Annotated in this window: 20 protein-coding genes; 11 read left to right on the forward strand and 9 right to left on the reverse strand. The window is 52.7% G+C overall.

The features are described from left to right. Nucleotides 1–187: 187 nt before the first annotated feature. The 5 genes from AB1656_02990 to AB1656_03010 all read left to right on the forward strand — a co-directional run bounded on the left by AB1656_02990 (nucleotide 188) and on the right by AB1656_03010 (nucleotide 5,898). Nucleotides 188–1,306 carry a glycosyltransferase family 1 protein gene (locus AB1656_02990; GenBank protein ID MEW6234329.1) on the forward strand — a complete coding sequence of 373 codons (1,119 nt, stop codon included), beginning with the start codon at nucleotides 188–190 and terminating at the stop codon, nucleotides 1,304–1,306. Beyond that, entirely contained in the window at nucleotides 1,307–2,386 is a 1,080-nt protein-coding gene (locus AB1656_02995; protein ID MEW6234330.1) for a glycosyltransferase family 4 protein, read from the forward strand. It abuts the gene before it with no gap. 152 nt (nucleotides 2,387–2,538) lie between these two features. After that, the gene (locus AB1656_03000; GenBank protein ID MEW6234331.1) at nucleotides 2,539–4,776 is read left to right on the forward strand and encodes an O-antigen ligase family protein; all 2,238 of its coding nucleotides are present in this window, start codon (nucleotides 2,539–2,541) and stop codon (nucleotides 4,774–4,776) included. A gap of 2 nt (nucleotides 4,777–4,778) precedes the next feature. Continuing rightward, complete coding sequence (locus tag AB1656_03005; protein ID MEW6234332.1) at nucleotides 4,779–5,474, forward strand: ABC transporter ATP-binding protein; 696 nt, start codon at nucleotides 4,779–4,781, stop codon at nucleotides 5,472–5,474. Nucleotides 5,475–5,553: 79 nt separating this feature from the next. Then, nucleotides 5,554–5,898 (forward strand): hypothetical protein, encoded by a 345-nt coding sequence (locus tag AB1656_03010; GenBank protein MEW6234333.1) that lies wholly within the window; start codon nucleotides 5,554–5,556, stop codon nucleotides 5,896–5,898. A 510-nt stretch (nucleotides 5,899–6,408) separates the two neighbouring features. Here AB1656_03010 and AB1656_03015 read toward each other — a convergent pair. The 3 genes from AB1656_03015 to AB1656_03025 are packed head-to-tail and all read right to left on the reverse strand — an operon-like array spanning nucleotide 6,409 to nucleotide 9,574. Beyond that, nucleotides 6,409–7,803, reverse strand: coding sequence for a Gfo/Idh/MocA family oxidoreductase (locus AB1656_03015; GenBank protein MEW6234334.1), 1,395 nt, complete (start codon nucleotides 7,801–7,803; stop codon nucleotides 6,409–6,411). A gap of 50 nt (nucleotides 7,804–7,853) precedes the next feature. Further along, a complete protein-coding gene (locus tag AB1656_03020) occupies nucleotides 7,854–8,492 on the reverse strand; it encodes a DoxX family membrane protein (protein MEW6234335.1) in 639 nt (212 codons plus the stop codon). Further along, nucleotides 8,462–9,574, reverse strand: a complete 1,113-nt coding sequence (locus AB1656_03025; GenBank protein ID MEW6234336.1) for an FAD:protein FMN transferase — start codon at nucleotides 9,572–9,574, stop codon at nucleotides 8,462–8,464. Before AB1656_03025 ends, AB1656_03020 begins: the two co-directional genes overlap by 31 nt. 228 nt (nucleotides 9,575–9,802) lie before the next feature. On the opposite strand from AB1656_03025, the gene AB1656_03030 reads away from it, so the two are divergent. The 6 genes from AB1656_03030 to AB1656_03055 all read left to right on the forward strand — a co-directional run bounded on the left by AB1656_03030 (nucleotide 9,803) and on the right by AB1656_03055 (nucleotide 17,231). Further along, entirely contained in the window at nucleotides 9,803–10,771 is a 969-nt protein-coding gene (locus tag AB1656_03030; GenBank protein ID MEW6234337.1) for a DUF362 domain-containing protein, read from the forward strand. Nucleotides 10,772–10,990: 219 nt separating this feature from the next. Further along, nucleotides 10,991–11,893: a response regulator gene (locus AB1656_03035; protein MEW6234338.1), complete on the forward strand. Its 903-nt coding sequence runs from the start codon at nucleotides 10,991–10,993 to the stop codon at nucleotides 11,891–11,893. 547 nt (nucleotides 11,894–12,440) lie between these two features. After that, on the forward strand, nucleotides 12,441–13,388 hold the full coding sequence (locus AB1656_03040) for an ATP-binding cassette domain-containing protein (protein ID MEW6234339.1): 948 nt from the start codon (nucleotides 12,441–12,443) through the stop codon (nucleotides 13,386–13,388). Nucleotide 13,389: 1 nt separating this feature from the next. Then, the gene (locus AB1656_03045; protein MEW6234340.1) at nucleotides 13,390–14,175 is read left to right on the forward strand and encodes an ABC transporter permease; all 786 of its coding nucleotides are present in this window, start codon (nucleotides 13,390–13,392) and stop codon (nucleotides 14,173–14,175) included. 3 nt (nucleotides 14,176–14,178) lie between these two features. After that, on the forward strand, nucleotides 14,179–15,789 hold the full coding sequence (locus AB1656_03050) for a Gldg family protein (GenBank protein MEW6234341.1): 1,611 nt from the start codon (nucleotides 14,179–14,181) through the stop codon (nucleotides 15,787–15,789). 14 nt (nucleotides 15,790–15,803) lie between these two features. Then, nucleotides 15,804–17,231, forward strand: coding sequence for a DUF4340 domain-containing protein (locus AB1656_03055; GenBank protein ID MEW6234342.1), 1,428 nt, complete (start codon nucleotides 15,804–15,806; stop codon nucleotides 17,229–17,231). Nucleotides 17,232–17,291: 60 nt separating this feature from the next. Here AB1656_03055 and AB1656_03060 read toward each other — a convergent pair whose 3' ends face one another. The 6 genes from AB1656_03060 to AB1656_03085 all read right to left on the reverse strand — a co-directional run bounded on the left by AB1656_03060 (nucleotide 17,292) and on the right by AB1656_03085 (nucleotide 24,500). Beyond that, the gene (locus AB1656_03060; GenBank protein ID MEW6234343.1) at nucleotides 17,292–18,821 is read right to left on the reverse strand and encodes an FGGY family carbohydrate kinase; all 1,530 of its coding nucleotides are present in this window, start codon (nucleotides 18,819–18,821) and stop codon (nucleotides 17,292–17,294) included. A 102-nt stretch (nucleotides 18,822–18,923) separates the two neighbouring features. Further along, on the reverse strand, nucleotides 18,924–20,060 hold the full coding sequence (gene queG, locus AB1656_03065; protein MEW6234344.1) for a tRNA epoxyqueuosine(34) reductase QueG: 1,137 nt from the start codon (nucleotides 20,058–20,060) through the stop codon (nucleotides 18,924–18,926). A 280-nt stretch (nucleotides 20,061–20,340) separates the two neighbouring features. After that, a complete protein-coding gene (locus AB1656_03070) occupies nucleotides 20,341–21,306 on the reverse strand; it encodes an ROK family protein (protein MEW6234345.1) in 966 nt (321 codons plus the stop codon). 76 nt (nucleotides 21,307–21,382) lie between these two features. After that, on the reverse strand, nucleotides 21,383–22,678 hold the full coding sequence (locus AB1656_03075) for a phenylacetate--CoA ligase (protein MEW6234346.1): 1,296 nt from the start codon (nucleotides 22,676–22,678) through the stop codon (nucleotides 21,383–21,385). Between the two features lie 310 nt (nucleotides 22,679–22,988). Beyond that, complete coding sequence (locus AB1656_03080; protein MEW6234347.1) at nucleotides 22,989–23,729, reverse strand: ABC transporter ATP-binding protein; 741 nt, start codon at nucleotides 23,727–23,729, stop codon at nucleotides 22,989–22,991. Further along, nucleotides 23,730–24,500, reverse strand: a complete 771-nt coding sequence (locus AB1656_03085; protein ID MEW6234348.1) for an ABC transporter ATP-binding protein — start codon at nucleotides 24,498–24,500, stop codon at nucleotides 23,730–23,732. Between the last annotated feature and the right edge of the window lie 3 nt (nucleotides 24,501–24,503).

Raw genomic sequence — 24,503 nt, forward strand, 5'->3', positions numbered from 1 at the left:
TAACTCTCGACGCAGCCTCCAAGGGAATGAACTAAAACGTTTTTTTGCGCCATCTCGGCGTTCCGCCAAATTGTTCGCTCCCAAGATTTTCCCGGATCGTTAAAAAATCAAGGGAATCCATTTATGGCGTATTATACCGAGTATCGTTTAAAAGCGAATATCCGGCGATATGGATGGAGATCGGCTCTTGCGCATAGGAATCGAATGTACGACGCTGACCCGCCCCCGGGCGGGGATTGGATTTTACAATTATCACCTGGTCCGCGAGTTGGCGGCGCTGGATGGCGAGGACGAATATTACCTGTTTTACAACCGTCCTCTTCCTGAAATGAATCTTCCTCCCCGTTTGCGGCATGTGCTGTCGGGACCGGGCCGCACTCACCTTTGGGGACAAACGCGGCTCGCCTCTCTCTGCGCTCATTACGGCATCGACGTGCTTCACAGCCCCGGTCAATGTTTGCCTTTAATGTACAACGGCCATTGCGTCCTGACGGTTCACGACCTCTCCGCCATGCTTTTTCCCCGGCAAAAAGACGCTCGTTCCCGTTTCGTTTGGAATTGCCTGGTCCCAGCGATGGCCCGCAAGGCGAATCGCATTATCGCCGTATCCGAAAACACGCGGCGCGACGCGATCGATCGGCTGGGAATCGCCGAAGACCGCGTTACCCGCATCTACGAAGCGGCGGCGCCGGAGTATTATCCCGAACCGGACGCCGAACGATTGGAAGAATTCCGGCGGCGCAAAGGATTGCAGCCAGGGTATATTCTAGCGGTAGGCACGCTGGAGCCGCGTAAGAATTATTCTTTTCTGTTGCGCCTATTCGCCCGCTGGCTGGAAAAATCCCATCCGGACGCCACGTTGGTTATCGTGGGGAAAAAGGGCTGGCTCTACGACGAAATCTTTAAAACTTTCGAGTCGCTCTCTATTCAACGCCATGTCCGTTTCGAGGGATACGTCCCCGATCTCGATTTGATGCGCTTATATTATTCCGCCGCCCAATTTTCCATTCTCAATCCCATCTACGAAGGCTTCTGGCTTCCGGGCTTGGAATCGCTGGCTTGCGGAACTCCCGTCATCGCGCCTAAGCATTCGTCGATTCCCGAAGTCGTCGGCGAAGCGGGGATTCTGATCGAAACCGGCGATGAGGAAGAATGGCTGGCCGCTATGGACCGCTTATGGATGGCTTCGGATCGTCAGGAATGGGCGCAACGAGGCATAAGGCAGGCGAAGCGATTCTCCTGGCGCCGCGCCGCCAAGAGAACGCTGAACGTTTACCGTTCTCTATATAAAGCCGGTAAATATTAAATGAAAGCCGTCTTCATCGAACCTTCCGGGGCGGGAGGCATCGCTCATTACACTCAATGCCTGGCGGGAGCGTTGGGCGCGCATGACATACCATGCGAAATCCTGACCAGCCGCCGTTGGATCAGCTGTTCGCCGCTGCCCAACGCCGCCGTTCATAAAATCTTCCGAGGGATGCGTACGAATCCATTGGAATTTTATCGCCATGCGCTGCGTCTGCGGCGGGATGCCTCTCTCATCCATTGGCAATGCGCCGCTCGCCCGGCCATTCTGCTTTGGATCATGCGCTTATTTCCATTAAAACGCATTCCTTGGATATATACAGTTCATAATATCCTGCCGCATGAGCGCCGTTCTTCTTCCCAAGCGCTGTTCGAAAAAATCTATCGCCGCATGGACGGACTCATCTTTCATACGCAGCATACTCAAAGAGAATTTCAGAGAATTTTCCCCAACGTCGCCGCCGCCAGCGCCGTCATTCCGCATGGCGAATACGGCTTTTTAACTTCGGAGACGGCGGCCTCATCTCCCGTTGAGGAAAACGCATTGCTGTTCTTTGGTAATATCCGTCCCTATAAAGGCCTCGATATCCTGTTGAACGCTCTGGTGGATGTGAAGAAAATCATTCCCGGCGTTAAATTGCTCATCGCCGGACAAGCGCTGGAACCGTTCGATCGCTACGAGAAAATCATCGCCCGCCATGGATTGAATGAGGTTGTAGAAAAACGGTTGGAATATATCCCCGACGAAGAGATCGCCGGGTTGATCGCCTCCTCCGCCATCGTAGTTCTTCCCTACCGGGAGATCGACCAAAGCGGAGTGCTATTGTTGGCGATGGCTTCCGGCAAACCCGTCGTCGCCTCGCGCATCGGCGGCATTCCGGAAGCGATCCAAGACGGCGAAACGGGCGTTTTAGTTCCGCCGGAAGACGCAAAATCTCTGGCGCAAGCGATTGTGAACTTACTGCAAAATCCCTCGAAAAGGGCGGCGATGGGAGCGGCGGCGCGCCAAGACGTTCTTGACCGGTTTTCCTGGAATCGCATCGCGGAACAGACGATCCAATTTTATGAAACGTTAATGTAAAGGCGCTTGCAAAAATCCTTTATTCCTCCCCCAAGTTTGGGGGAGGCAAGGAGGGGGTTGTTTTAAGTCTAATAATATCAACCCCCCTCTAACTCCCCTCAAGCTTGGGGGGAGAATGCAAAGGCAGTCTTTATCAATTATACAAGAGCTTCATGAAGAAAATGAAAAAGACGCTGCGATTGATCGAACGGATGCGATTTATTCTCCTTGGCGCATTGCTGCTCATTACGCCTTTGATGATCGATTCCCATATTCTTCTCGGTTCGGGTCCGGAAACGAAATTCCGCTTTTTCGAATTCGGCGTTTTCTTAGGATGCTTATTTACCTTGCCGTTTTTTATATGCCGCCGTTCGCCAATCCGCTTGAATCTGCTTTCCATCGCTCTTTTATTGTTTTTGATCTATGTTTTAGTCCTCGCCATCTTTGACGTTCAGCGCGCCTATGCGTTCGATTACGCTTTACGTACCGTCTGCTGGATACTCTTCGCTTTTCTGGCGTCGGACGTCTCCCGCGAGGATTCGTCGTTCCATCGCCTGGTTTGGATCGCCGTTATTGTCCAAATCGCGGTCGTCCTCTACGCCATAAGCCATATCTACGATTTGGATCCTTATTTCAATCGAATATTAGTCGGCCACGAATGGCGTTACAGCAATCCATTAGTCAACCAAGAACGCGGCGTGATCTGGGCTTTGGGCAATCCCAACTACTACGCTTGTTTTGGTTCGCTGCTATTAATCTCCATCGCAGCCATGCTCGCCCTCGCCCGCCGCTGGCGCGAGCGCCTATTCTGGACGTTTTATGGCGCCATCGTATTGTATTCACTGCTCTACACGCAAACCCGCGGGATTTGGGTCAGCCTCTTTTCCGCCCTCTTCTTTCTTGCGATCCTGATTTTATTCTTTTCGAAAACCATCCGCCAAGACGCGTTTTCGTTTATCAAGAGCCGCCGCCGTTCTCTTGCCGCTGGCGCATTGGCGATTTTTCTCCTGCTCGCCGGTCTCTATCTCTACGAAACTCGGCAAGGGCGCGGATTGTTGCATTCTCTGAGCAAGCGTTTTCAACAATTGGCCGCCTTCCAGGACATCAGTTTGCGCGCCCGTCCCCTCCTATGGTCCGCCGCCATGCAAATGTGGCGCGAGGCTCCTATATCGGGCGCGGGGCATGGGCGATACACCCCCCGTTTTCTGGAAACGGTTTACGGGATGGCGCAGCAAATCGAACCGGAGCGCATCCAACAACTCACCCGGCACATGAACAGCATCCTCGCCAACGAAACGCATAACGATTACTTGCAATATCTATCCGAGATCGGCGGCGCGGGTTATGCGCTCTTTTTGCTCGTTCTGGCCGCCTGCATTGCCTCCGCGCTGCGCTCGTTAATTGGCGGAAATCTCGCCTCCTCGGAGCGCATCTTGCTGCTTGCCTGTTTGATGATAGTACTTCATACGATATTTCATTGCCTCTATGATTTTCCCTTGCGCCTGCCGGGCAGCGCCATGTTGTTCGGTTTAGCTATCGGCGGTATTCTGCATTTCAATAGCGGCGGCTTCGCTCTATCGCTTCCCGCATGGTTCCGTTGGCTCGCCGCTTCCGTCATGCTTCCTTTATGCCTATTAGGAGGCGTCTTCGTCTTTCAACATTACCTCTCCACGCATCTTCAATTCAAAGGGGAAAGCCATTTCGGCGACGCTATAAAGAAATTCGGCGGCGATTACGAACGCCAGTTATTGAATCTTCAACTTTCCCAAGCGAAATTATCCCAAGCCTACGCCTTGTTTCCCGGCAAAGGCGAAATTCTATTCGATCAAGGCAAGGTTTATTATTTTCTTGCCGGTTATATGGGCGCAGATTATCAAAGGCGGGCGATCGATTGCCTCGAACAAGCCAAAGATACTTACGCGCCGCCGGAAGTCTACCAAATGCTGGCGAACGTCTATCTCAACGCCATGCAGTATCCCAACGCGCGCCGCTATTTGGACATCCTGCTGCTCGTCGATCCGGAACGGGAAAACATCCAGTTTCTCGCCGCCAATATCTGCATGGCGGAAAACAAATGGGACGAAGCGGAACGGCGCTTGCAAGAGGAATTGCGGCATCATCCCAGCAATCCTAATGCGTTATTTCTCTTGGGTGTTGTTTACGAAAAGAGAGACTTATACGAGATGACGGCTCAAATGTATGAAAAAAGCCTGGAGTTGGCGCCCAACGCCGTAGAAACGCTGGAACGGTTGGCGGATCTTTACGCGGAAAAATTGAAACAATCCGAACGAGCCTTTTCCCTTTACGGAAAAGCGATCAATAGCGCTATACAAGGAAAAAATCAAATCCTTCAGGATCGATTAAGAAGAAAAATCCGCGATCTGCAACGCTCGCAGAATATGGACCAATAACGATGAACGAAAACGCTTGCAACGGCGTCATTCTCGAATGCCGAAACCTTTGTAAAGTCTACCGCACTGGCGATAAATCCTTGGAAGTGCTTCACAACCTGGACATGCAAGTGCGGGAGAACGAATTTCTGGCTGTTACCGGCGAATCGGGATGCGGTAAATCAACCCTGCTGCATCTTCTCGGCTGCCTGGATCAACCCACGAGCGGAGAAGTTTACTTTCAAGGCCGAGACGCTGCGAAATTATCCAACGGCGAACGAGACCGCCTTCGCAACCGCTCTTTCGGATTCGTTTTTCAGTTTCATCACTTGCTGCCGGAATTCACCGCTTTGGAAAACGCCGCACTGCCTGGCATGATCTTCGGCATCCCCGACCGCGAAGTATGGCAGAGAGCGCGGGGACTACTCGCCGATTTGCGCATCTCCGAACGCGCCGATCACAAACCAACCCAGCTGTCCGGCGGCGAACAGCAGCGCGCCGCTGTGGCGCGGGCGATGATCAACCAGCCCGCCATTCTCTTGATGGACGAACCCACAGGCAACCTCGATCCCGCCAGCAGCGCCGAATTGATCGGCCTGATCCGCCAGCAGCAAAAAGAGAAAAATCTAACCATCGTCATGGTTACCCACAACCGCGAGATCGCCGCTTCCGCCGATCGACATTTCGAACTACGCCAAGGCCATCTTTTGATACTTTGATACTTTGATACTTTGAGTCTTGGAGTCTTGGAGACTGGGAGACTGGGAGACTTGACGGGGTGGCAAGGGGAAAGCGCCGATGAAAACTGGCGTAAGGAAGCGGATGAAAGTTCCGTACAGTGAAGGTGTAGCGAACCACGCTGGCCCCGAGTCATGCGCCGATGGCCGCGAGGCCATAGGCGAAGCGTTGACAGGGGAAAGTGCAGGCCGGGTATTGAGCCGCGAAATACTCGCATCCAGGGCGCCGACGAAGTCCCTTGATCGGAAGGCAACACTTGCTTCATCGATAGAGCGAGAGGAAGCAAGGCCCTGCGCGGTCGAAGACCCCGTGCATGCGCCGAATCTTTACGCGCAGGAATCGGGAGATCTCGCGCACGGCCTCAGAGATGGTGTCGAGGTCCGCGCCAGGAATCCGAAAGAGTAAGCTGGCGATGAACGTACGCGAGAAGTCGGACAACTTCGTAGTACCTGAGAAGCCCTCGAACAAAGACGACCGATCCAGGAAGTCGGCGGAGAGAGTGGAGGAAAGGAAGTTGGCCAAAGGCAATTCGGACCAGCAAACCAGGAGCCGGACTCAGGGCCGGGGAAACCTGCGAAGCGCGCTGGAACGAATACGGCAAGTCGCAAAGAAGGATGGGAGTACATCCCTATCCGTCGGAGCGCTTGGGCGTCATGACCTGAGGCAGGAGCCCAGTGCGGTAGTTCCGCACGCTGGGATCTGTGCGGGGGGTGCCGGGTAACCGGCATCCCTACCGCGACCAAGGCTTTTTCTGCCCTTGACTAAATCCCTCATACTTGCGGTTTAAGCGATGCAGAGCGAAGCATAGCTCACCAAAGGCAACACGAAAACAGGGAGACTTGGAAACTTAGAGGACTTGGGAGCAAGTCCCCAAGTCCCCAAATCCCCAAGTCCCCCTGTTCCATAGTCCCAAAATCAAATCCCTGCTGGACGTTCGATCTTGACTTTCTGTCCCGAAGCGAGGGCTTCTTGTCCGCGGATGCACGCCAGAGCGGCTAGCGTACCCCGCACGCCGTCGCAGAGGTTCGGCGCACCGGTGCGAATCGTATGGGCAAAGCCTTCGAGTTCCCAACGGTAAGGATCGTAGGGGGAGAAACTGGCCGATCCGCCGCCGCCCGTCGCCGCTCCGCCCGTATTGTGCGCTTGGAAAGCGGCTCCGGCGGCGTCTTCTTTCGCAATTTCGACCTTAGTCTCTTGGCCCGCTTTTTTGGATTTGGTCTCATCCCAGCCGCTTTCCCAGAAGAGATAGGTTTCATTTTCGTTGCTGAGAATGATAGTGGCGCGGGTTCCCATGATCTGCTCGTAGTAGTTGTCGAAACGGTTGCTTTGAATGGCGGAATACGTAACCGTTCGTTTGTTGCTATACTCGTAAATGGCATAGATGTGATCGTCTACGTCGCGGTCGTCCACCGTATAGCCGCGATGCTCCGCCCGTTTGGCTTCGTCGCCGATGGAGGTGTAATCCGGTAGCATATCCTGATCCAACTGCGATTTGCATTTGCCGCCGGAAGCCTGGACGGCTATGGGAGCCTCGTCGCCGAAGAACCAGTTGGTAATAGCGAGTTGATGGCTGGCCAATTCCGTCCACATTCCGCGAGATACGGGAGAATACCAGCGCCAGTTGACAAGCTGCTGGATGTCTTTATATCCGTATTTCGTAGGATCCATAGCTAAAAGTTCTTGTTTCAAATCGGGATTGACGTGAATCCAATAGTTCCAGTCCGTATTGCGATGCCACAATCCGCGAATGTGATATACGTTGCCCAATAAGCCTTCAGCGAACATGCGGTAGGCGTCCCAATATAACGGATTGTAAAAGCGTTGATGGCCTACTTGCAGATTGAGATTCTTCTCGCGGGCGATTTGAACCGCTTTCGCGCATTCCTCGACTTCGAACGCCATTGTCTTCTCCGTGAAGACGTGCTTTCCGGCTTCCAAGGCTCTGATCGCCATCGGCCCGTGATATTTCAAAGGCGAAGCGATCAAAATGGCTTCCACTTCAGTATCCTCGAGCATCTGATCGTAGGATTCGTAAGCTTTGGGATTGGGGGAATGGCCGGATTGCTTAATAGCATCCAGCCCCAGTTTCATATTGTCGGGGCGGATGTCGTATGAACCGATCAAATACATATATTTCGGCGTGGAGTTGGTGATGAGAACGCGGCCTTCCATGCCGGTTCCGATAATGGCGGCTTTGACCGGTCCCGCATTAGTGGCGGTATAAGCGAAACCCGCGAGAGGAGGCAGCGTAGCAACCGCCTTGAGAAAATTACGTCTGCCGATAAATTTCTGTTCTTCTGTTAACTGCATGATTCGATCCTTTCCCAATATATTTTCTAGGGTTAATTATTTTCTGTTTTTTACTGAACCGGCTGTAACTGTTCCGCATCGGGGCCGGCGACGGTTTTATGGCGGCGGAGGAATTGACGGATATACGGATCGAATCCGACGATTTGGCCGGTATTGATCGTAAGCAAAGCTAATAGCGCCAATAATTCCACTAAGTTCTTATTGACGATCAAGTAATTTCCTTCGTTGCCGATCATCATTTTCCCCGCCCATTGGGCATGATGCAGCCAGGATTCGTACTGAATCCAAGGAGACGCGCTGGCGGAGATAGCCGCCTTCATGGTTTCCGGCGTTACGAATGTAAGATCGAACGGCGGCGCGGCGCAATAAAACATAGTCAGCAAAACAACGCCGACCAAGCAGGACAAGCGGGTAAACAAGCCCAGCATCAATCCCAGACCCACAAGAAATATCGCCCACGGCATCATGAAATTCGTGAACGCCATCAAACTCTCGTTAGCCGCCATCTGGTTGAAATAAGGAGAAAACGGGCCCCAAGACCCCGTCAAATAGGGCGCGGCCGACCATGTGGGATGCGCGAGTTTTACCCAGCCCTCGCGCAGAAAATGCCAGCCGATCCCGATTCGCAGCAAGACGAAGAAAAATTGCTGCGCGCATGTCAGACGATATCGCGGTTCTTTGTTTGACACGATTTTATCAATACCTCCACGCAATCTGTGTTGAAATTGGACGCAATAATTTCCGAGCGGCCCTTATCGTCCGGCATCGGTATCAAAATCGCGCCTATATCCTTATCCTTACGATTTTCACAATATTCGAGAGTTTTCTCAACCCCCATCACGCAAAAAGCCGTCGAAAGAGCCTCCGCCAAAGCGGCGGTCGGCGCCACGACGCTCACGCTGAATACCTTGCAAGACGGCCAACCGGTGCGGGGATCGATGATATGGCCGTACCGTTTCCCCTCATGCAAAAAAAATTGCTCTTCGCTTCCCGAGGAGGAAAAGCCTTGGTTTTTCAATTGCAATCGGGCGATAGGACGCTCGCAGTCGAAGGGATTGCGGACGTCGATTTGCCAGGACTCCTTCCAGGCGGGCGCTCCGGAAGCCAGCACGCTGCTGAATCCGCCGTTGAGGAGAACGTCTTTCAATCCGCGATCCCGCGCGATTTTCATGGCGTGATCCAATGCGAGGCCTTTGCCGATGCTGGCGGGAGTGATTTCGATATCCGGCTTCGTAAACTGGATCGTCTTCCTCTCTTCGTCCAACGCAATGCCATCCATGCCGATCCGCTTTTTCGCCGCTTCGATGTCTTCGGGATGAGGGATGACTCCTTTTCTTTGAAAAAAACCCCAACAGCGGGACAACGGCGTCGTTGTGATGTCGAACGCCCCTTCCGTCTCCCGATGGATGCGTTTGGCAAGCTTCACCATCTCGGCGATTTCCTCGCCTACCGGAACCGGTTCGAGAGCCGCTCTTTCGTTGACCTCTTTCAGCTCGCTTCTTCCCCGCCAGATGTTCAGCAAATAGTCGAAACGGTCGATTTCGTCGAGAACGTACATCCCCGTCTCGCGGGCTTGCGCTTTTTCATAGGTCCCGAATATCACTTCGAAATGGCTCGCCATCGCTTCCCGTCTCATGCGGACGTAAGACCGGTCGAGTCCAAGAAACGCGAGGGGATTTTTTAAATCGAGCGCTTCGGCGGCTTGCCCGGCGAGTTTTTTAAACCCTTCGCTGAAAAAACTTCTCCGGTTGGTAGGCATGGCGCGTCTCAAGGCGATATCCTTTCCCGGCGGATGAAAAATCGGATAGAGATTATTGTATCCATCTACCCCCTATTTCGTAAGAACGGCTCTTTCCCCCTTTTTTTCGATAGAAAGAACGCAACAATCCATAAAGAGAAAACTTCATAAGATGACTTCTGCGCCGACTTGAAAACGCATGATCCATATTACAATACGAGATGCAGGATTAATTAATTCAAGACGCTTTTCCTTAAAACCATGAATCCTATCGTTGCGATCGAACGATGCGATAGCTATCGATTGTCCGCCGTGCGCGGCGCTGTGGAAAACGCTTTGGCGCCCTTGGGCGGGATGCCCGCCTTCGTAAAGCGCGGCGATCGCGTATTGTTGAAACCCAATCTGCTTTTCGCCAAACCGGCGGAAATGGCGGTAACCACTCACCCGGCGCTGGTGGAAGCCGTCGCTTTGATGGTCTTGGACTGCGGAGGAATTCCCGTCATTGGCGACAGCCCCCCTATGACAAGCGCCCTCCGCGCCGCGCGCGCCTGCGGCGTCGCCGCCGCCGCCCAGCGTTGCGGCGTTGAAATTGTCGAATTCCGCCATCCCGCTTCCGTTTTCCGCCGTCAACCGATTCTTACGGCAGGCGTCGCCGTTCCCCAGATGGAAAAAAGTCTGTTGGAAATGGACGTCATTATCAACCTTCCCAAATTCAAAAGCCATCAGCAAATGCTTCTTACCTGCGCCGTTAAAAATCTCTACGGCTGCGTCGTCGCCCGCCGTAAAGCCTTTTGGCACTTCCGCCTGCGCCGGAATCCACTTCTCTTCGCCGAAATGCTTCTCGCCCTCCTGGAAAGAATCTCGCCGGAATTGACTATCGTAGATGCTGTCGTTGGCATGGAGGGAAATGGACCGGGACATGGCCAACCCAAACCGATAGGCCTAATCCTCGCCGGACGAAACGCCATTGCGATCGATCGAGTCGCCGCAGAAATCGTCAACATCCCTTGGAAGGAACATTTCGTGTTGAACGCCGCCGAACATTTGGGATTCGACGGCGTCGATCTAAAAAATATTCGAGTGGAAGGTCTTCCCTTAGATGAGGCTCGCGTGGAAGCGTTCCAAATCCCCGATCTTTCTCCCATCGGTTTTTCCATCGCTCACTTGATAAAGGGATTGATAAAGTATATTAGATATCGTCTAGTTTCCAAAACCAAAAGCGTTCATTGACTTTATTTATACTAAAATTTTACGCTTTGCTACTATTCATTACCGAATAAATCGATGTTATTATAGAGTTTAATTTCAAAATGTTTTCGCTATGCATCTGTTCGATAAGGAAATAATGGATGGGAGATAGGTTTGGATAATAATAATCGCTTCACTCAATCCATCTCCATTAACGCTATCAATTTGAGTTTTTGATTGTATTCATCCGGTGATTGACGTATGCAAGAAGGAACCATTTTGATCGTTGACGACGAGGAAATGATCCGCGATCTCCTTGTCGATATGCTTACCGAATCGGGCAACTATCGCATTTTCACAGCCGTCAATGGCAAGGAAGCTCTCGATATCGCCTTTCGGGAAGAAGTGGATTTAGTTCTGACCGACTTGCGGATGCCGGTTATGGGCGGGATGGAGTTGCTGGCGGAATTGCGCAAACGCCAGCCGGAAATCGCCGTCGTCATCCTCACCGGATTCGGACGGCGGGAAGACGTCATCGAAGCCTTGCGGCTTGGCGCTTCCAATTTTCTCATGAAGCCGCAAGAAGTGGAGATGATTAACACCATTGCTTCCAAAATTCTCCGAATGCGGTTCAAAGAGAAATTGGAACAGCGAATTTTCGATTATTTCGTAGAAGAAGATCAGCTTTACTACATTCCCAGCGATCCTAAATTCACATTGCCCCTCATCGATCTCATTACGGAAAAAATCGCCAAGATCGGCATCTGCGACCAATCCGAATTGATGAATACCCGCCTAGCGCTCGATGAAGCCCTGACCAACGCCATCGTTCACGGCAATCTGGAAATCGACTCCAACTCCAAAGGCGCCACGCTGGAAGAATTGATTCAATTCAACGAACTCGTCAAAACCAAAATCTCGCTTGAGCCATACTGTTCCCGCATCGTGAAAGTTGGCGCCCGCATGACGAAAAAAAAAGCCGTCTTTACCATCGAAGACGAAGGCAAGGGATTCGACTGGAAAGAGACCACAATCGACAAGGAAATCGACGAAATGCTCGTCAACCATGGCCGAGGATTAATTCTGATCCGTGCTTTTATGTCCCAGGTCGATTTTAACGAAAAAGGGAACCAGATTACGATGATTAAAGAAAAATCCGATTGATTCTTTAGCCTGAGTCATGACGGCCAGGATGAAAGGATAGACAGGATAGAGCGATGGCGCTTCACGGGCTTCCAGCCTGCAGTTTATCTCGTCCAGGCTAGAAGCCCGTACCACAAGAAATTGATTAATTGCCGTTTCGTCATAAAAGGTTTTTCTCTGTGAAATCCAAAATCACCCATGATATCCGTGATTCGAAATTTCGTGTAATTCGCGCCCTTTCGCGTTTTCACGATTCAAAAACGCAGTCTTAGGAATTCTATTCCCGTTTTTCGCAATTTCATAAAAACTTTCCTTTCCCCCCATCGGATGCCTTATCCGCAAATCTTGCGCAAAATGGCATTTCACGGCACTATTACTATCGTTTTTCAAAATCGCGTTTGATCTTTCGTTCCGGAAGCCAACGAAATGATTTCGCTAGGCGCTCCTAGCGGAATTCTTGCGTTACTTAATCCGGACAGAATCGTTTAAGAAACCCATGTTGTAATTATTTTTTATTCAAGCCTGTTGTTACTCCACTACTTCTCATAACAAAGGTAAGAGGAGAGCCATGATTGTTGCAGAAAATTTAAAAAAAGTATTCAGCCGCGTCACTGCCATCGACGACGTATCGTTCGAAATGGCCGAAGGGGAAATTCTCGGTTTCCTCGGACCGAACGGCGCGGGAAAGACGACGACCATGAGGATTCTCACCGGCTATTCCCCCCCCACCAGCGGGCGGGCGATCGTCGGCGGCCATGATGTGCGCACCGCGCCGCTGGAAGTGAGAAAAATCATCGGTTATCTTCCGGAAAACACCCCGCTCTACCTGGATATGGACGTCCTCAGTTATCTCGGCTTCGTCGCCCAGGTGAAAAACATCGCGCCCGGCGACCGCGCCGCTTCCATCCGCGAAGCGATGGACGAAACGGGAATTTCGGACGTAGCCCAACGCACCGTGGGAAAATTATCCAAGGGATACCGCCAGCGGGTGGGACTCGCCCAAGCCTTGTTGGGAAATCCTAAAGTGCTGATTCTCGACGAACCCACCGTCGGTCTCGATCCCAACCAGATTCGCGAAATCCGCCAGCTGATTAAAAACATGTCCGGCAAGCGCACCGTCATTTTGTCCACCCACATTTTGCCGGAAGTCAGCATGATTTGCGACCGCGTGCTCATCATTCACGAAGGCCGCATCGTGGCGTCCGACGCCGTCGGCGAACTGTCGCGGCGCCTCGCCAAATCCACCATCATCCGCCTGGTGCTGCGGGCGCCCAGCAGCGAGATCAACGACGCCCTCTCCGATTTAAAAGGCGTTCAGAAGATCGAAAGTTCCGAATTGCCGGATCGCGGATTCTGCCAGGTCATGATCGAAGCCAATCCGCAATTCGACATCCGTCCCGACATCGTCAACCGGGTCGCCGGCCGCGGTTGGCCTTTATACGAAATCCGTTCGATGGATCCCACGCTGGAAGACATCTTCGTGGAAATCATCGCCGGCGAAAATAAGGAGGCGTGAAATGAAAAACGCTTGGGCCATCTACAAACGCGAGCTGCGCGCCTACTTCTTTTCGCCTCTCGCCTACGTCATGTACGTTCTCTTCCTCGTCGTCTGCGCCGTCTTCTTTAACATGTACTTCTCCATGTACATCCGTTGGAGCCAAATGGCCATGATGCAGCGGCAGATGGGAGCGCCCCAGCTGCCCAATTATACGGAAACGGTTCTCTTGGGCATCACCGGCGTGATGACTTTCATCCTGCTCTTCATCGTTCCCATGATCTCCATGCGCCTCTTTGCGGAAGAGAAAAAACTGGGCACTCTCGAATTGCTCTTTACCTATCCGATTAAAGATATCGAAGTTTTAATGGGCAAATTCCTCGCCGCTTTGACGGTGCTTATCGGAATGCTCACTCTCACCTTCGTTTACGTCCTTCTGTCCAATATCGTTGTGGCGGATCAAACGTACATTCCCGCCGTCCTCGCATCCTACCTGGGCGTGCTTTTGGTAGGATCCGCTTTTCTTTCGCTGGGCATCTTTGCCTCGGCGTTGACGGAGAACCAGATCGTCGCCGGCATGGTTTCCTTTACCTCCCTGCTAGTGCTGTGGATGATCGGCTTCGTCGATGAAATCCAACCGAATACGTTTTTGGGTAAAATTTGCAACGAGATTTCCGTTTACGCCCATTTCGACGAATTCGGCAAGGGAGTCATCACGACGGGGCACGCCGCCTATTACATCCTCTTCTCCGTTTTCTTTCTCTTTTTCACGCTGCGCATACTCGAATCCAACCGGTGGAGGGGATAAATCATGTCATCCAAAAATAACGTTTTAGGAATTTTAGGAATCGTTCTCGCCGCTCTTGGATTGCTCGTCTGGGTTATCCGTATGGAACTGGTCGCCTACGCCGCGGCGCCGCTGGCGCTGGGCGGCGTCCTGATCCTGATTTACGCCGCTATGAACATCAATTTTCTTATGGAAAAACTCACAGGCCGCGCCGCGATGGAAGGCGCCAACATGGCTGTCTCCATCGCCGTCTTCCTGGCCATCGTGATTTTCCTGGAAATGCTTTTCGCCAATCACAGCGCCCGCTTCGATATGACGGAAGCGAAAAAATTCAGCCTGGCGGATCAGACTATCAACATGGTGAAGGGATTGAAAGAGCCGATTCACGCTTTGTTCCTTATCAATCCCCAAACTCCCCGCCAGACCGAACAGGCGAAAGACCTCCTTGCGTTATACGCCTTCTATTCGAATCAATTCACCTATGAACTGCTCGATCCGGAAAAGAATCCGGAAAAAGTGGAAAAATTGGCGCCCGTCACGTTAGGCGCCATCTACGTCAGCGCCAAGGAAGAACGCCGGGAAAAAGTCGATCCCGTCAACGAAAATACGCTTACCAACGCCTTGATGAAACTGATCAAAACCAGCCAGAAAGTGATCTATTTCACGACGGGCCATACCGAACGCTCCATTTCCAGCGAAGAGGAGGAAGGCATCAGCGGCATCAAGCAATTGATCGAAGAAGAAGGCTACAAAGTGCAAGAGCTGCAACTCTTCAATACCGGCGAAGTTCCCAACGACGCCGCCATGGTCGTCATCGTCCGCCCCAAGACGCCCTTCTTCGAACCGGAAATCACCGCCCTGCAGAACTATCTGAGTTATGGAGGCAAACTCATCGCCCTCATCGATCCGGAAACAAACTCCGGGTTGGAAAAGTTCCTGGACGAGAATTACGGCGTGGTTTTGGGCAACGATTGGATCGTGGAAAACAATAAAATGCTGCAACTCTTCGGCGGCAGCCCCATCGCTCCGCTCATCGCCGAACTGGGCGATCACGAAATCACTCGCGCCTTCGGCAACTCGGTTCCGGGCATCGTTTTTCCCATCGTCCGCAGCGTCACCCCGAAATCGCCCCTGCCGGAGGGCGTAAACGTTACGGAACTGGTTAAAACCAGCAAGATGAGCTGGGCGGAAACGAATATCAAGAAGTTGATGGATGAGAAGCAGGCGTTATTGGATGAGGGCGAGGACAAAGCCGGTCCCGTCGCCATCGCCGTCGCCGTCACCATGCCCGCCAAAGTGAAAATCGCCGAAGTCACGGAAGAGAAAAAGACGGATGCCGAAAATCCCGAGGAGAAAAAGGAAGAGCCGGAAACCCGCCTCATCGTCTTCGGCGATTCCGACTTTATCAACAATCAGCAATACATGCGCGGCTTGGATTTATTAATGAATTCCCTCAACTGGCTTAGCAAGCAGGAAGACATGATTTCCATTCGCCCCAAGGACGATAAGGGGGAAGCCATCATTGTCACGCCGGTTCAAGCCAATCTCGTCTTCTATACCTCCCTCGTCGCTCTGCCGAGTTGCGTCGCCATTTTCGGCTTCGTAATTTGCCTGATGAAGCGATTCCGCGGTTGAAAGGAGAAGGATGAATGAAACGCAATCTCGTTCTGCTCGTTATCGCCGCCGTTATCGCCTTGCTCTATTTTTGGGATGTGAAACGGCAAGAACAAAAAAAAGAATTGGAAGAAAAAGATAAAGAGATTATCGCCTTGAAACAAGACGAGGTGAAAGAAATCTCCATCGTCAACAAGGAAGGAACTTTCAAGGCCGTCATGGACGGAGAAAATTGGCGTATGGTGCAGCCGTTCGAAACCGGCGGCGATAAAAGCGCCTGGGACAACATCGCCCGCAGCATCACCGACGGCCAAAAACAGCGCGTCATCGACGAAAATCCCAAAGACATCGGCGTCTTCGGCCTCAAGGAACCCACGCTGCAAGTTACGGTCTCCGGCGTCAACGGCGCCACGGCTTCTACGCTCCTTTTTGGGAAAGCCACTCCCACATCCGGAAAGTATTACGCCTTGGTGAAAGGAAGCAGCGAAGTCGTTACCGTCTACAGCAGCATGTATACCAGCGGTGACAAGAAACTCTTCGACCTGCGCGACAAAACCATCGTCGATATCGACGCGGCGAAAGTCCAACGGTTCGAAGTCGATCAACCCGGCCTAAAACTCAAAGCCGACCGCAAAGGCGAAGACGAATGGACGATCACCGAACCCGTTCTAGCCCGCGCCGATTCCACGAAGATTCAAGACATGCTTAGCAAAATCAAAAACGGCAAGATCAAGCAATTCATCGACGAGCATCCCGACAACTTGGCCGCCTACGAACTGGTGCAACCCGCCACCCGCCTGGTTTTCTGGACAGGCGAAAAGGCCAACGAATCCAGCTGGTCGTCCCGCGCTCTGCTCATTGGTTGCACCAGTACAACTGATAACGTATACGCCATGCGCGAAGGCCAGAAAAACGTCTTCGCCATCGATCCCAAAGACTTGGATAAAGTGCCCTACGACGTCCTTTCCCTGCGCATGAAGAAAATTTCTTCCCTGCGTTCGTGGGATATCAAAAACGTAAAGGTTTCCGCCGCCAGCGAAACCATTTTCGAAGCTACTAAATCCAGCGGCGATTGGTATCTGCTGCCCAAAGAAGAAGGCGGAAAACTGGCGAAAGCGGAATATTCCCCCATGATGGATTTCGTGCGGGAAGCCGTCGATCTGGAAATCGCACAATTTTTGGATGACGCAACGAAAACCGCCGATCTCAGCCAACCCGTTCTTACGATAGAACTCAAGACGGACGCCAAAAGCGAAACGATCGCGCTGGCGGGACCCAAACCCTCCAGCGACGGGATTTCTTATTACTTCGGCATGAGAAAAGAACCGGATGAGGTTTACGCTTTAAATCAGGATAAAGTGGAAAAAATCATCCAAATGGCGCACAGCGTAAAAGCGGAAGAGACGCCAACCCCCACGCCGGAACCGGAAAAAAAGGCGGAAAGTACGCCGAAAAAAGAATAACTTCCCTTTTTTTAAACAAGAACAGCCCGTCTTGAATGCCAGGGCGGGCTGTTTTTTTATTTATTCCCGGTAGGAATGAATTACGCGATAAACGGATTCCAAGTTTTGCGGAATCTTGGACGCGGTTTTATCGAAACGCTCGACGTAGCGTTCATGAGCTTCTGCAATGGGTTCGACGGAGTCGACTGGGATGGAAATATGGCTCAAGGCGTCGGCAATGTCCCGATAGACGCCGCCTCCGATGCCCGCCAATATAGCGGCGCCGAGCATAGTGGCTTCCACGTCTTGCAATACATCCAAACTCCTGCCGCACATATCCGCCTTCATCTGCATCCAGAAAGGATTCTTTTGCCCGCCGCCCGCCGCGCGGATCGATTCCGCCTTCACGCCCAGACTCTGCTCGATGGCGCCAATCTGTTGATAGGTTTGATAGGACAAACCCTCGAATAGGGCGCGGGCGATGTCCCGGCGGTCGGTTTGCGTGTTGATTCCCAAAATCGTCCCCAGCGGATCGTAAGCTTGCGACGGCCCCATGCCGCGCACGAAGGCGGGCAGGAGATAGACGTTGTTGGCGCCGAGCGGCGCTTCCGCCGCTTCTTTGATGAGAACGTCGTAGGACGAACATTCTCGATAGAACTGGTTGCGCACCCATTCGATAACGCCTCCCGCGATCATCAGCGCCTGGCAGTTCCACCACCCCGGAGCGGCGTGGCATTCCCAATCCAAACCGTGGGAAAAATCCGCATCCGACGGGCGGCAGAAATCGGTAACGGCCATCAAGATTTCCCACGTCCCGTTGATGTCCAGAAATGTTTCCTTGCTGTGAATGCCGGAGCCGATGACGGCCAGTTCCGTATCATGTCCGCCGGTAGCGACGACGGTCCCGGCGGGAATGCCGCTCGTCTCGGCGGCCGCCTTCGTCACCTCGCCGACGCGGGCGCCGGAATCGTGCAGCGGACTCAAAAAATGCGCGGGAATCCCCACTTTCGCCAGCATCTCTTCCGCCCAAGTTCGCTTAGGCAGATCGAGACACATCATCGTGGAAGCGATAGTGAGTTCGGTGGAGAACTGGCCTGTAAGGCGATAAACGATGTAGTCCTGCACATGCAGCCAATAAGCGGCTTGTTCCAAAACTTGCGGTTGATTCTCTTGCAGCCAGAGAAAGCGATTAAGCGTGTTGATGGAATAATTATGATAGCCGGTGGTTTGATAAATCGCCTTCCGCCCCAATATTTCGCTGACTTTTTCCGCCTGCGCCGCCGTGCGCCCGCAATGCCAGCTGATGCAGGGATAGAGTTGCTTCTCTTCCTTGGACATAGGAACGCCATCGGCGCCGAATCCGGTTACGGCGACGCCTCGCACTTCCGGCGCTCCGCCTAATTCGCTCATTACTTTTTTCGAGCAGCCGCAGATGGAGTTCCATATTTCCTCCACATCCCAAATGCGCCATTCCGGCGGCGCATCGGGCTGCGGTTTGGGCGCATTGGGTGCGCTGGCGGATGTCAATAATTTGCCGTCCAAAGAGAAAGCGCCGGTTTTCACGCTGGTGGCGCCGATATCGATCGCAAGCAAAATCGCAGAATTCGACATGTTCATCACCTCATTCTTCCATCGAAATCAATCCGGAAAAGTATGAAATATCCATGAAAATATGGCAAGGAGGGGGGATAACGCTGGAGAATTAATTCCAAATTACGTTGGAGAAATCGATCGCTCATCGCGGCGATTCAAAGCCAGCCGGATTTCGCTGCTTACTTCTTCGTCTTTTTCATCCGGCAAGGCCGCCGCTAAACCATCGAATGCCTCATCGCCGCCGATTTCGCCCAAAGCCCAAGCGGCGTGCGCACGAATAGACGGCTCTGGATCGCGCAATGCATCAAGTAGAACTGGAACTGCGCGTCGATCGCGGCGGTTGCCTAAAGCCGCCGCCGCGTTGCGCAGCAGACCCCGCCGCTTGGCGCGCAAGATGGGGCTGCCTTTAAACCGTTGGCGAAACGCTTCCTCATCCAGCCTCATAATCTCAAGCAAATCGATGATTCGCCACTCCTGACGCGGTTGGAATCGCGGCTCTGCGCAGGGCTTGGCGAAACGGTTCCAAGGACACGCTTCAAGACAGAGATCGCAGCCGAAAATCCACTGGCCGAGTTGAGGACGCATTTCCAAGGGAATGCTTCCCTTCAATTCGATCGTCAAATAAGAGATGCACTTGCGGGCGTCGAGCGAATAGGGTTCAGAAAAAGCATTCGTAGGACAGGCGTCAAGACAACGCCGGCACGTTCCGCAATGCGAAGTAGTAGGAAAATCCAGCTCCAGCGGCAACGTCGTCAACACTGCGCCTAGAAAAAACCATCCCCCCGAATCGCGGTTGAGCAAATTAGTATGTTTGCCCACCCAGCCGATTCCCGCCTGCGCGGCAAAATCCCTTTCCAACAACGGCGCGGAATCGACGCAAACGCGCGTCCGATGGGCGCCGTCCGTCCGTTCGGCGATATGATCGGCGATTTTCTGCAAACCATCTCTCATTACCCCATGATAATCTTCGCTCCAGGCGTAGCGGGATACGGAACCGATAAATGCCGCGTCCGGGTCTTCATATTTTTCAGAAATTAAATACCGCTTGGCAACGGTAATAACGCTTTTCGTTCCTTCTAAAAGCAGGGAAAGATTCCGCCGCTCCTCGCAACGTTTCACCAAATAAGCCATCTCTCCATGAAATCCCCGCCGAATCCAATCCGCAAAATGATTCCACGTCAGCGGTTCGGCGGATGCGATCCCCACGGCGTCGAAACCCGCTTTTAGCGCGAAGGATTTCAATTCTTCTTTGGTCATGCTTTCTCTTATTCAAACTCGCATTTAGATCGTTACTCTTATTGAATCGCGAAAACACAATAAAAAAAGAAACCACAGAAAAATCAGAAGAAACGGTTGAATCAACGATTGGCGACATGTAAAGGATTTTCAGTGGAATCCAATAGAATCCGCGCTATCCGTGATTCAATAATTTCGTGGAATTCGAGCCTTTTCGCGTCTTCGCGATTCAAAAACGCAACGAAAAAAAGGGCGGTTCCAACGCCGCCCTTTTTTCTATCGAACGTCCCGAATGCAATTTTCAAGAAAAGGCCAATCCCGCCGCGCCGACGGTTCCCGCCTCTTCCCCCAGCTGCGCTCGCACGATCGGCGTTGCGTAGTGGGAATGGAAAAACACGCGCCAGGCGATTTCGCGCCGCGCATGATCGAACAGCATATCCCCCATATTCGAAGCGCCGCCCCCAATGCAGATGATTTCCGGATTGAAGCATACGATAAACGTAGCGAGGCCGATGCCGAGATATTTGCCCGCGCGCGCGATGGCGCTCAACGCCACTTCGTCCCCTTTCAAGGCCGCTTCATGCACCATTTTCGCCGTAACTTTCCCTTCGGAATCCGCCATTTCTTTTAGCAGCGAGGGAACATGTTCGACGCGAATGCGCTCCGAGGCGTATTTCCCAATGGCGTTGGCGGATGTATAGGCCTCCAGGCAGCCTTCATTGCCGCAGCAGCAGACGTTGCCCCCTACATGGACGAGAATATGGCCCAACTCCCCCCCGAAGCCGCAAAAACCGTGATATACTTTGCCTTCGCTGACGATGCCGCCGCCTACGCCCGTGCCCAGAGTAAGCACCAACACTACTTTTTTACCCCGTCCCGCGCCGAACAACGCCTCCGCCAAGGCGCAGACGTTGGCGTCGTTATCCACCCACGTGTGGAGACCGAAGCGTTCCAGGAAAATTTCCCGCACATTGATCCAATAGTCCCAATCGGGAATATTGACGGGGCGGGTAATGGCGCCCTTCTCGTGATCGATCAAGCCGGGGCTGCCGACGCCGATGCCCAGCAAATCGCCTCGTCTTCCCTCCATCTCCTTCGAATCGAGTATTTCCTGAATCAAATCGCCGATGCGGTCTACGACTTTGCGCCCGCCCACTTGCGCTTCCGTCGCTTTTTTATAGCGTCCTAAAAGGGTTCCGTCTTCCGCGACCAAGCCCGCTTTAATATCCGTTCCTCCAAGATCGATGCCGATAGCTACCCGAGTCATGATGCCGCCTTTCCAAAGGAAAAAATTACAAAAAATTTATTTTATGCTTGTTTAAAGAATATTTCTATATGCGCGCTTATCCATTCTGATTGCGTTTATCGATAATTCGTTCCCTGCCATGCAGACTCATGGGTTCCACCAAACGGACCATAGGGCGAATTCTCAATCTTTCGAATAATGCTTCTTCGATATTTCCGCGCAACGATTCCAGCGTCTTGATGCGATCCTGAAAAATTTCCGGCGTCACTTCGACATCAAGTTCGATGCGGTCTGTCGTTTCTTCCCGCAGAATCGTCAGAGAATAATTCGCCGTAACGTGCTCGACGCGCGAAAGGACATGACCGATTTCGGAGGGGAGAAACTCCGTCCCCTCCACCACTAGGAGATCGTCGGTGCGGGACGCGACGCTTTCCATTCTCAGAAACGTGCGCCCGCAAGCGCACGCTTCCCCATACAAGCAAGTAATATCGCCGGTGCGGTATCGAATGAGGGGAAAGGCCTCTTTGGTCAGCGTCGTCAGAACCAGTTCGCCCCGTTCGCCTTCTGGCAGCCGCTCTCCGGTTTCGGGATGGACGATTTCGGCGAGGAAATGATCTTCGTTGAGATGGAGGCCGTTTTTTTGGCCGCATTCGTAAGCAACTCCGGGAGAACAGATTTCGGGAACGCCGTATTGAATAAAAACGTTGACCTGCAAATTCTCTTCAATCTGCTTGCGCACGTTCTGAGAAAGGCGTTCGCCCACGAGCACGACGGTATGAAGGAACAGCGATTTGGGATCGACGCCGCGCTCGCGCATGTAGCGAATAATATGAATCGCCCGGGTGGGAGTGCAGATGAGCACCGTCGTGCGGTAATTTCTCATGATCTCGATTTGATCGGAAATGGGGCAGTTGTAAAGAGGAGTAACGCAGGCGCCCAATTGTTCGGCGCCGTAATGAGCTACCACCGCGCCGGGGAATAACAAGTAATCGAGATACACTTGAACCAGATCGTTAGGCGACATTTCCGCCGCCGCAAAACTGCGCGCTTTTAATTCCGTCCAAACCAGCACGTCTTTTTTCGTATAGCCGATCACTACCGGATCGCCATAGCCGGGCGCGCTGGGATGCAGCCGGACTACCTCGCGCAAGGGAACGGCGAACATGCCATAAGGATGATTCGCCGCCAACGTCTGACGATCGATAAGAGGGAGCCTGACCAAATCGCCGAGAGAACGTAAGTCGCTGGGAAGAATTTTCTCTTGGCTGAACCAATTCCGATAAAAAGCGACGTTGCGAATGACCCGGTTCAGGATGGCCTGCAAACGCTCCAATTGCAGCTGCTCCAATTCCTCGCGGCTCATGGTTTCACGATCGATTTCCAGAATAGGCATGGCGCACCTCGACAATTCCGCCTTGTTTACTCATGTTACGCATAACCATTCCATCGCCCTTTGGGAGAGGGGTAGGGTGAGGGTAGTAAATTCAATCACAACATGAGTTATTTATTCCCAAATCTCTTGATAGTAATCGTAGGATGGATCACATCGTTTAACCCATCAATTACTCCTCTATGAAATTATGATGAGTCAAAAAACGCGACCCATCCTATTTTTTTCATGCTATCGTCAAAAACATTTCCTTGGAAAGGAAGTTCATCATTCATCATTCATCATTCATCATTCATCATTCATCACTTATCGATCATTCCCATATCTCTTGATAACCCTTGCCTAAATAAGCGCGTTCGATTTCGCGATTCTGCTTCAAGTCCCGGCAATCGCCTTCCATGACCACCAATCCCGTTTCGATGACGTACCCCCGGTCGGCCAAATCCAGCGCCATCCGCGCATTCTGCTCCACGAGCAAAACGGTCAATCCCTGGCGGCGCAGAAGATCGATCGTCTGAAAGATTTCCTCCACGATTCGAGGCGCCAAGCCCATCGAAGGTTCGTCTAAGAGAATCATTTTCGGGTCTGACATCAGCGAGCGCGCAATAGCCAGCATCTGTTGTTCGCCGCCGCTCAACGTGCCCGCTAGCTGTTCTTCCCGTTCCTTGAGAAGAGGAAACAAATCGAAAACGAAAGCCAGGCGTTCGTTAAACCGTTCCTTGGCCGTGCGGCTATTATTGTGATAATGATACGAACCTAATAGCAAATTATCCATCACGGAGAGCGAAGCGAACAATTGCCTTCCTTCCGGCACGAGCGACGCGCCGCGCTGCACCGTCTGCATGGGGGAAAGACGGGCGATGTTGCGCCCGTCGAAACGGATTTCGCCTTGCCTCGGCGGGATCAATCCCGCGATGGTGTTGAGAAGCGTGCTCTTCCCCGCCCCGTTGGCGCCGATGAGAGTAACGATTTCCTTTTCTCGCACGTGAAAGGAGACGCCCTTGATGATCTCCACGCGCCCAATGCAGCTGACGAGATTGGCCACTTGCAGCACCTAGGTTTTCTCCTTTCCCAGGTAGGCGGCGATGACGTCCGGATTGTTCCGAATATCGCGCGGCGCGCCTTCGGCAATCTTCGCTCCGTGATTCAAAACGCAGATTTCATCGCAGATATTCATCACTAACGACATATCGTGTTCGATGACCAGTACCGTTATTCCCGCCTGGCGAATCTTGCGGATCAGATCGCCCATGTCCTCCGTCTCGCGGATATTGAGTCCGGCGGCGGGTTCGTCCAGCAGGATCAATTTCGGCTCTGTGGCCAAAGCGCGGGCGATTTCCGTTTTGCGTTGGATTACGAAAGGAAGATCGCCTGGCAGCGAGTCGTAATGGCCGATCACGCCGGCGAACGCAAGCCATTCCCGCGCTTCCTCGGCGGCGCGCCGCTCCTCGGCGCGGGCGAACGGCGTTTTGAAGGCGGCTCGCAACAATCCCGTCTTCGTCCGGCAATGGCGTCCCGCCATGACGTTTTCGAGAATTGTCATGTTGGGAAAAATCTGCGCTGTTTGAAAAGTGCGGGAAATTCCCAGGAAAGCGACAATATGAGGCTTCTTTCCAAACAGACTTCGTCCCAATAACGAAATCGTCCCGGCGCTGGGCGGAATCACGGAACTGATAAGATTGAATATTGTCGTTTTTCCCGCGCCGTTGGGACCGATGATGCCCTTAATGCAGCCGGGAGCGACGTCGAAACTCACTCCCGATACGGCCGTCAAGCCGCCAAAGCGCCGCGTTACGTTCGCAAGGGATAGAAGCGCATCCGCCATCGA

This window comes from Candidatus Omnitrophota bacterium (genome assembly GCA_040755155.1).
GTDB lineage: Bacteria > Hinthialibacterota > Hinthialibacteria > Hinthialibacterales > Hinthialibacteraceae > JBFMBP01.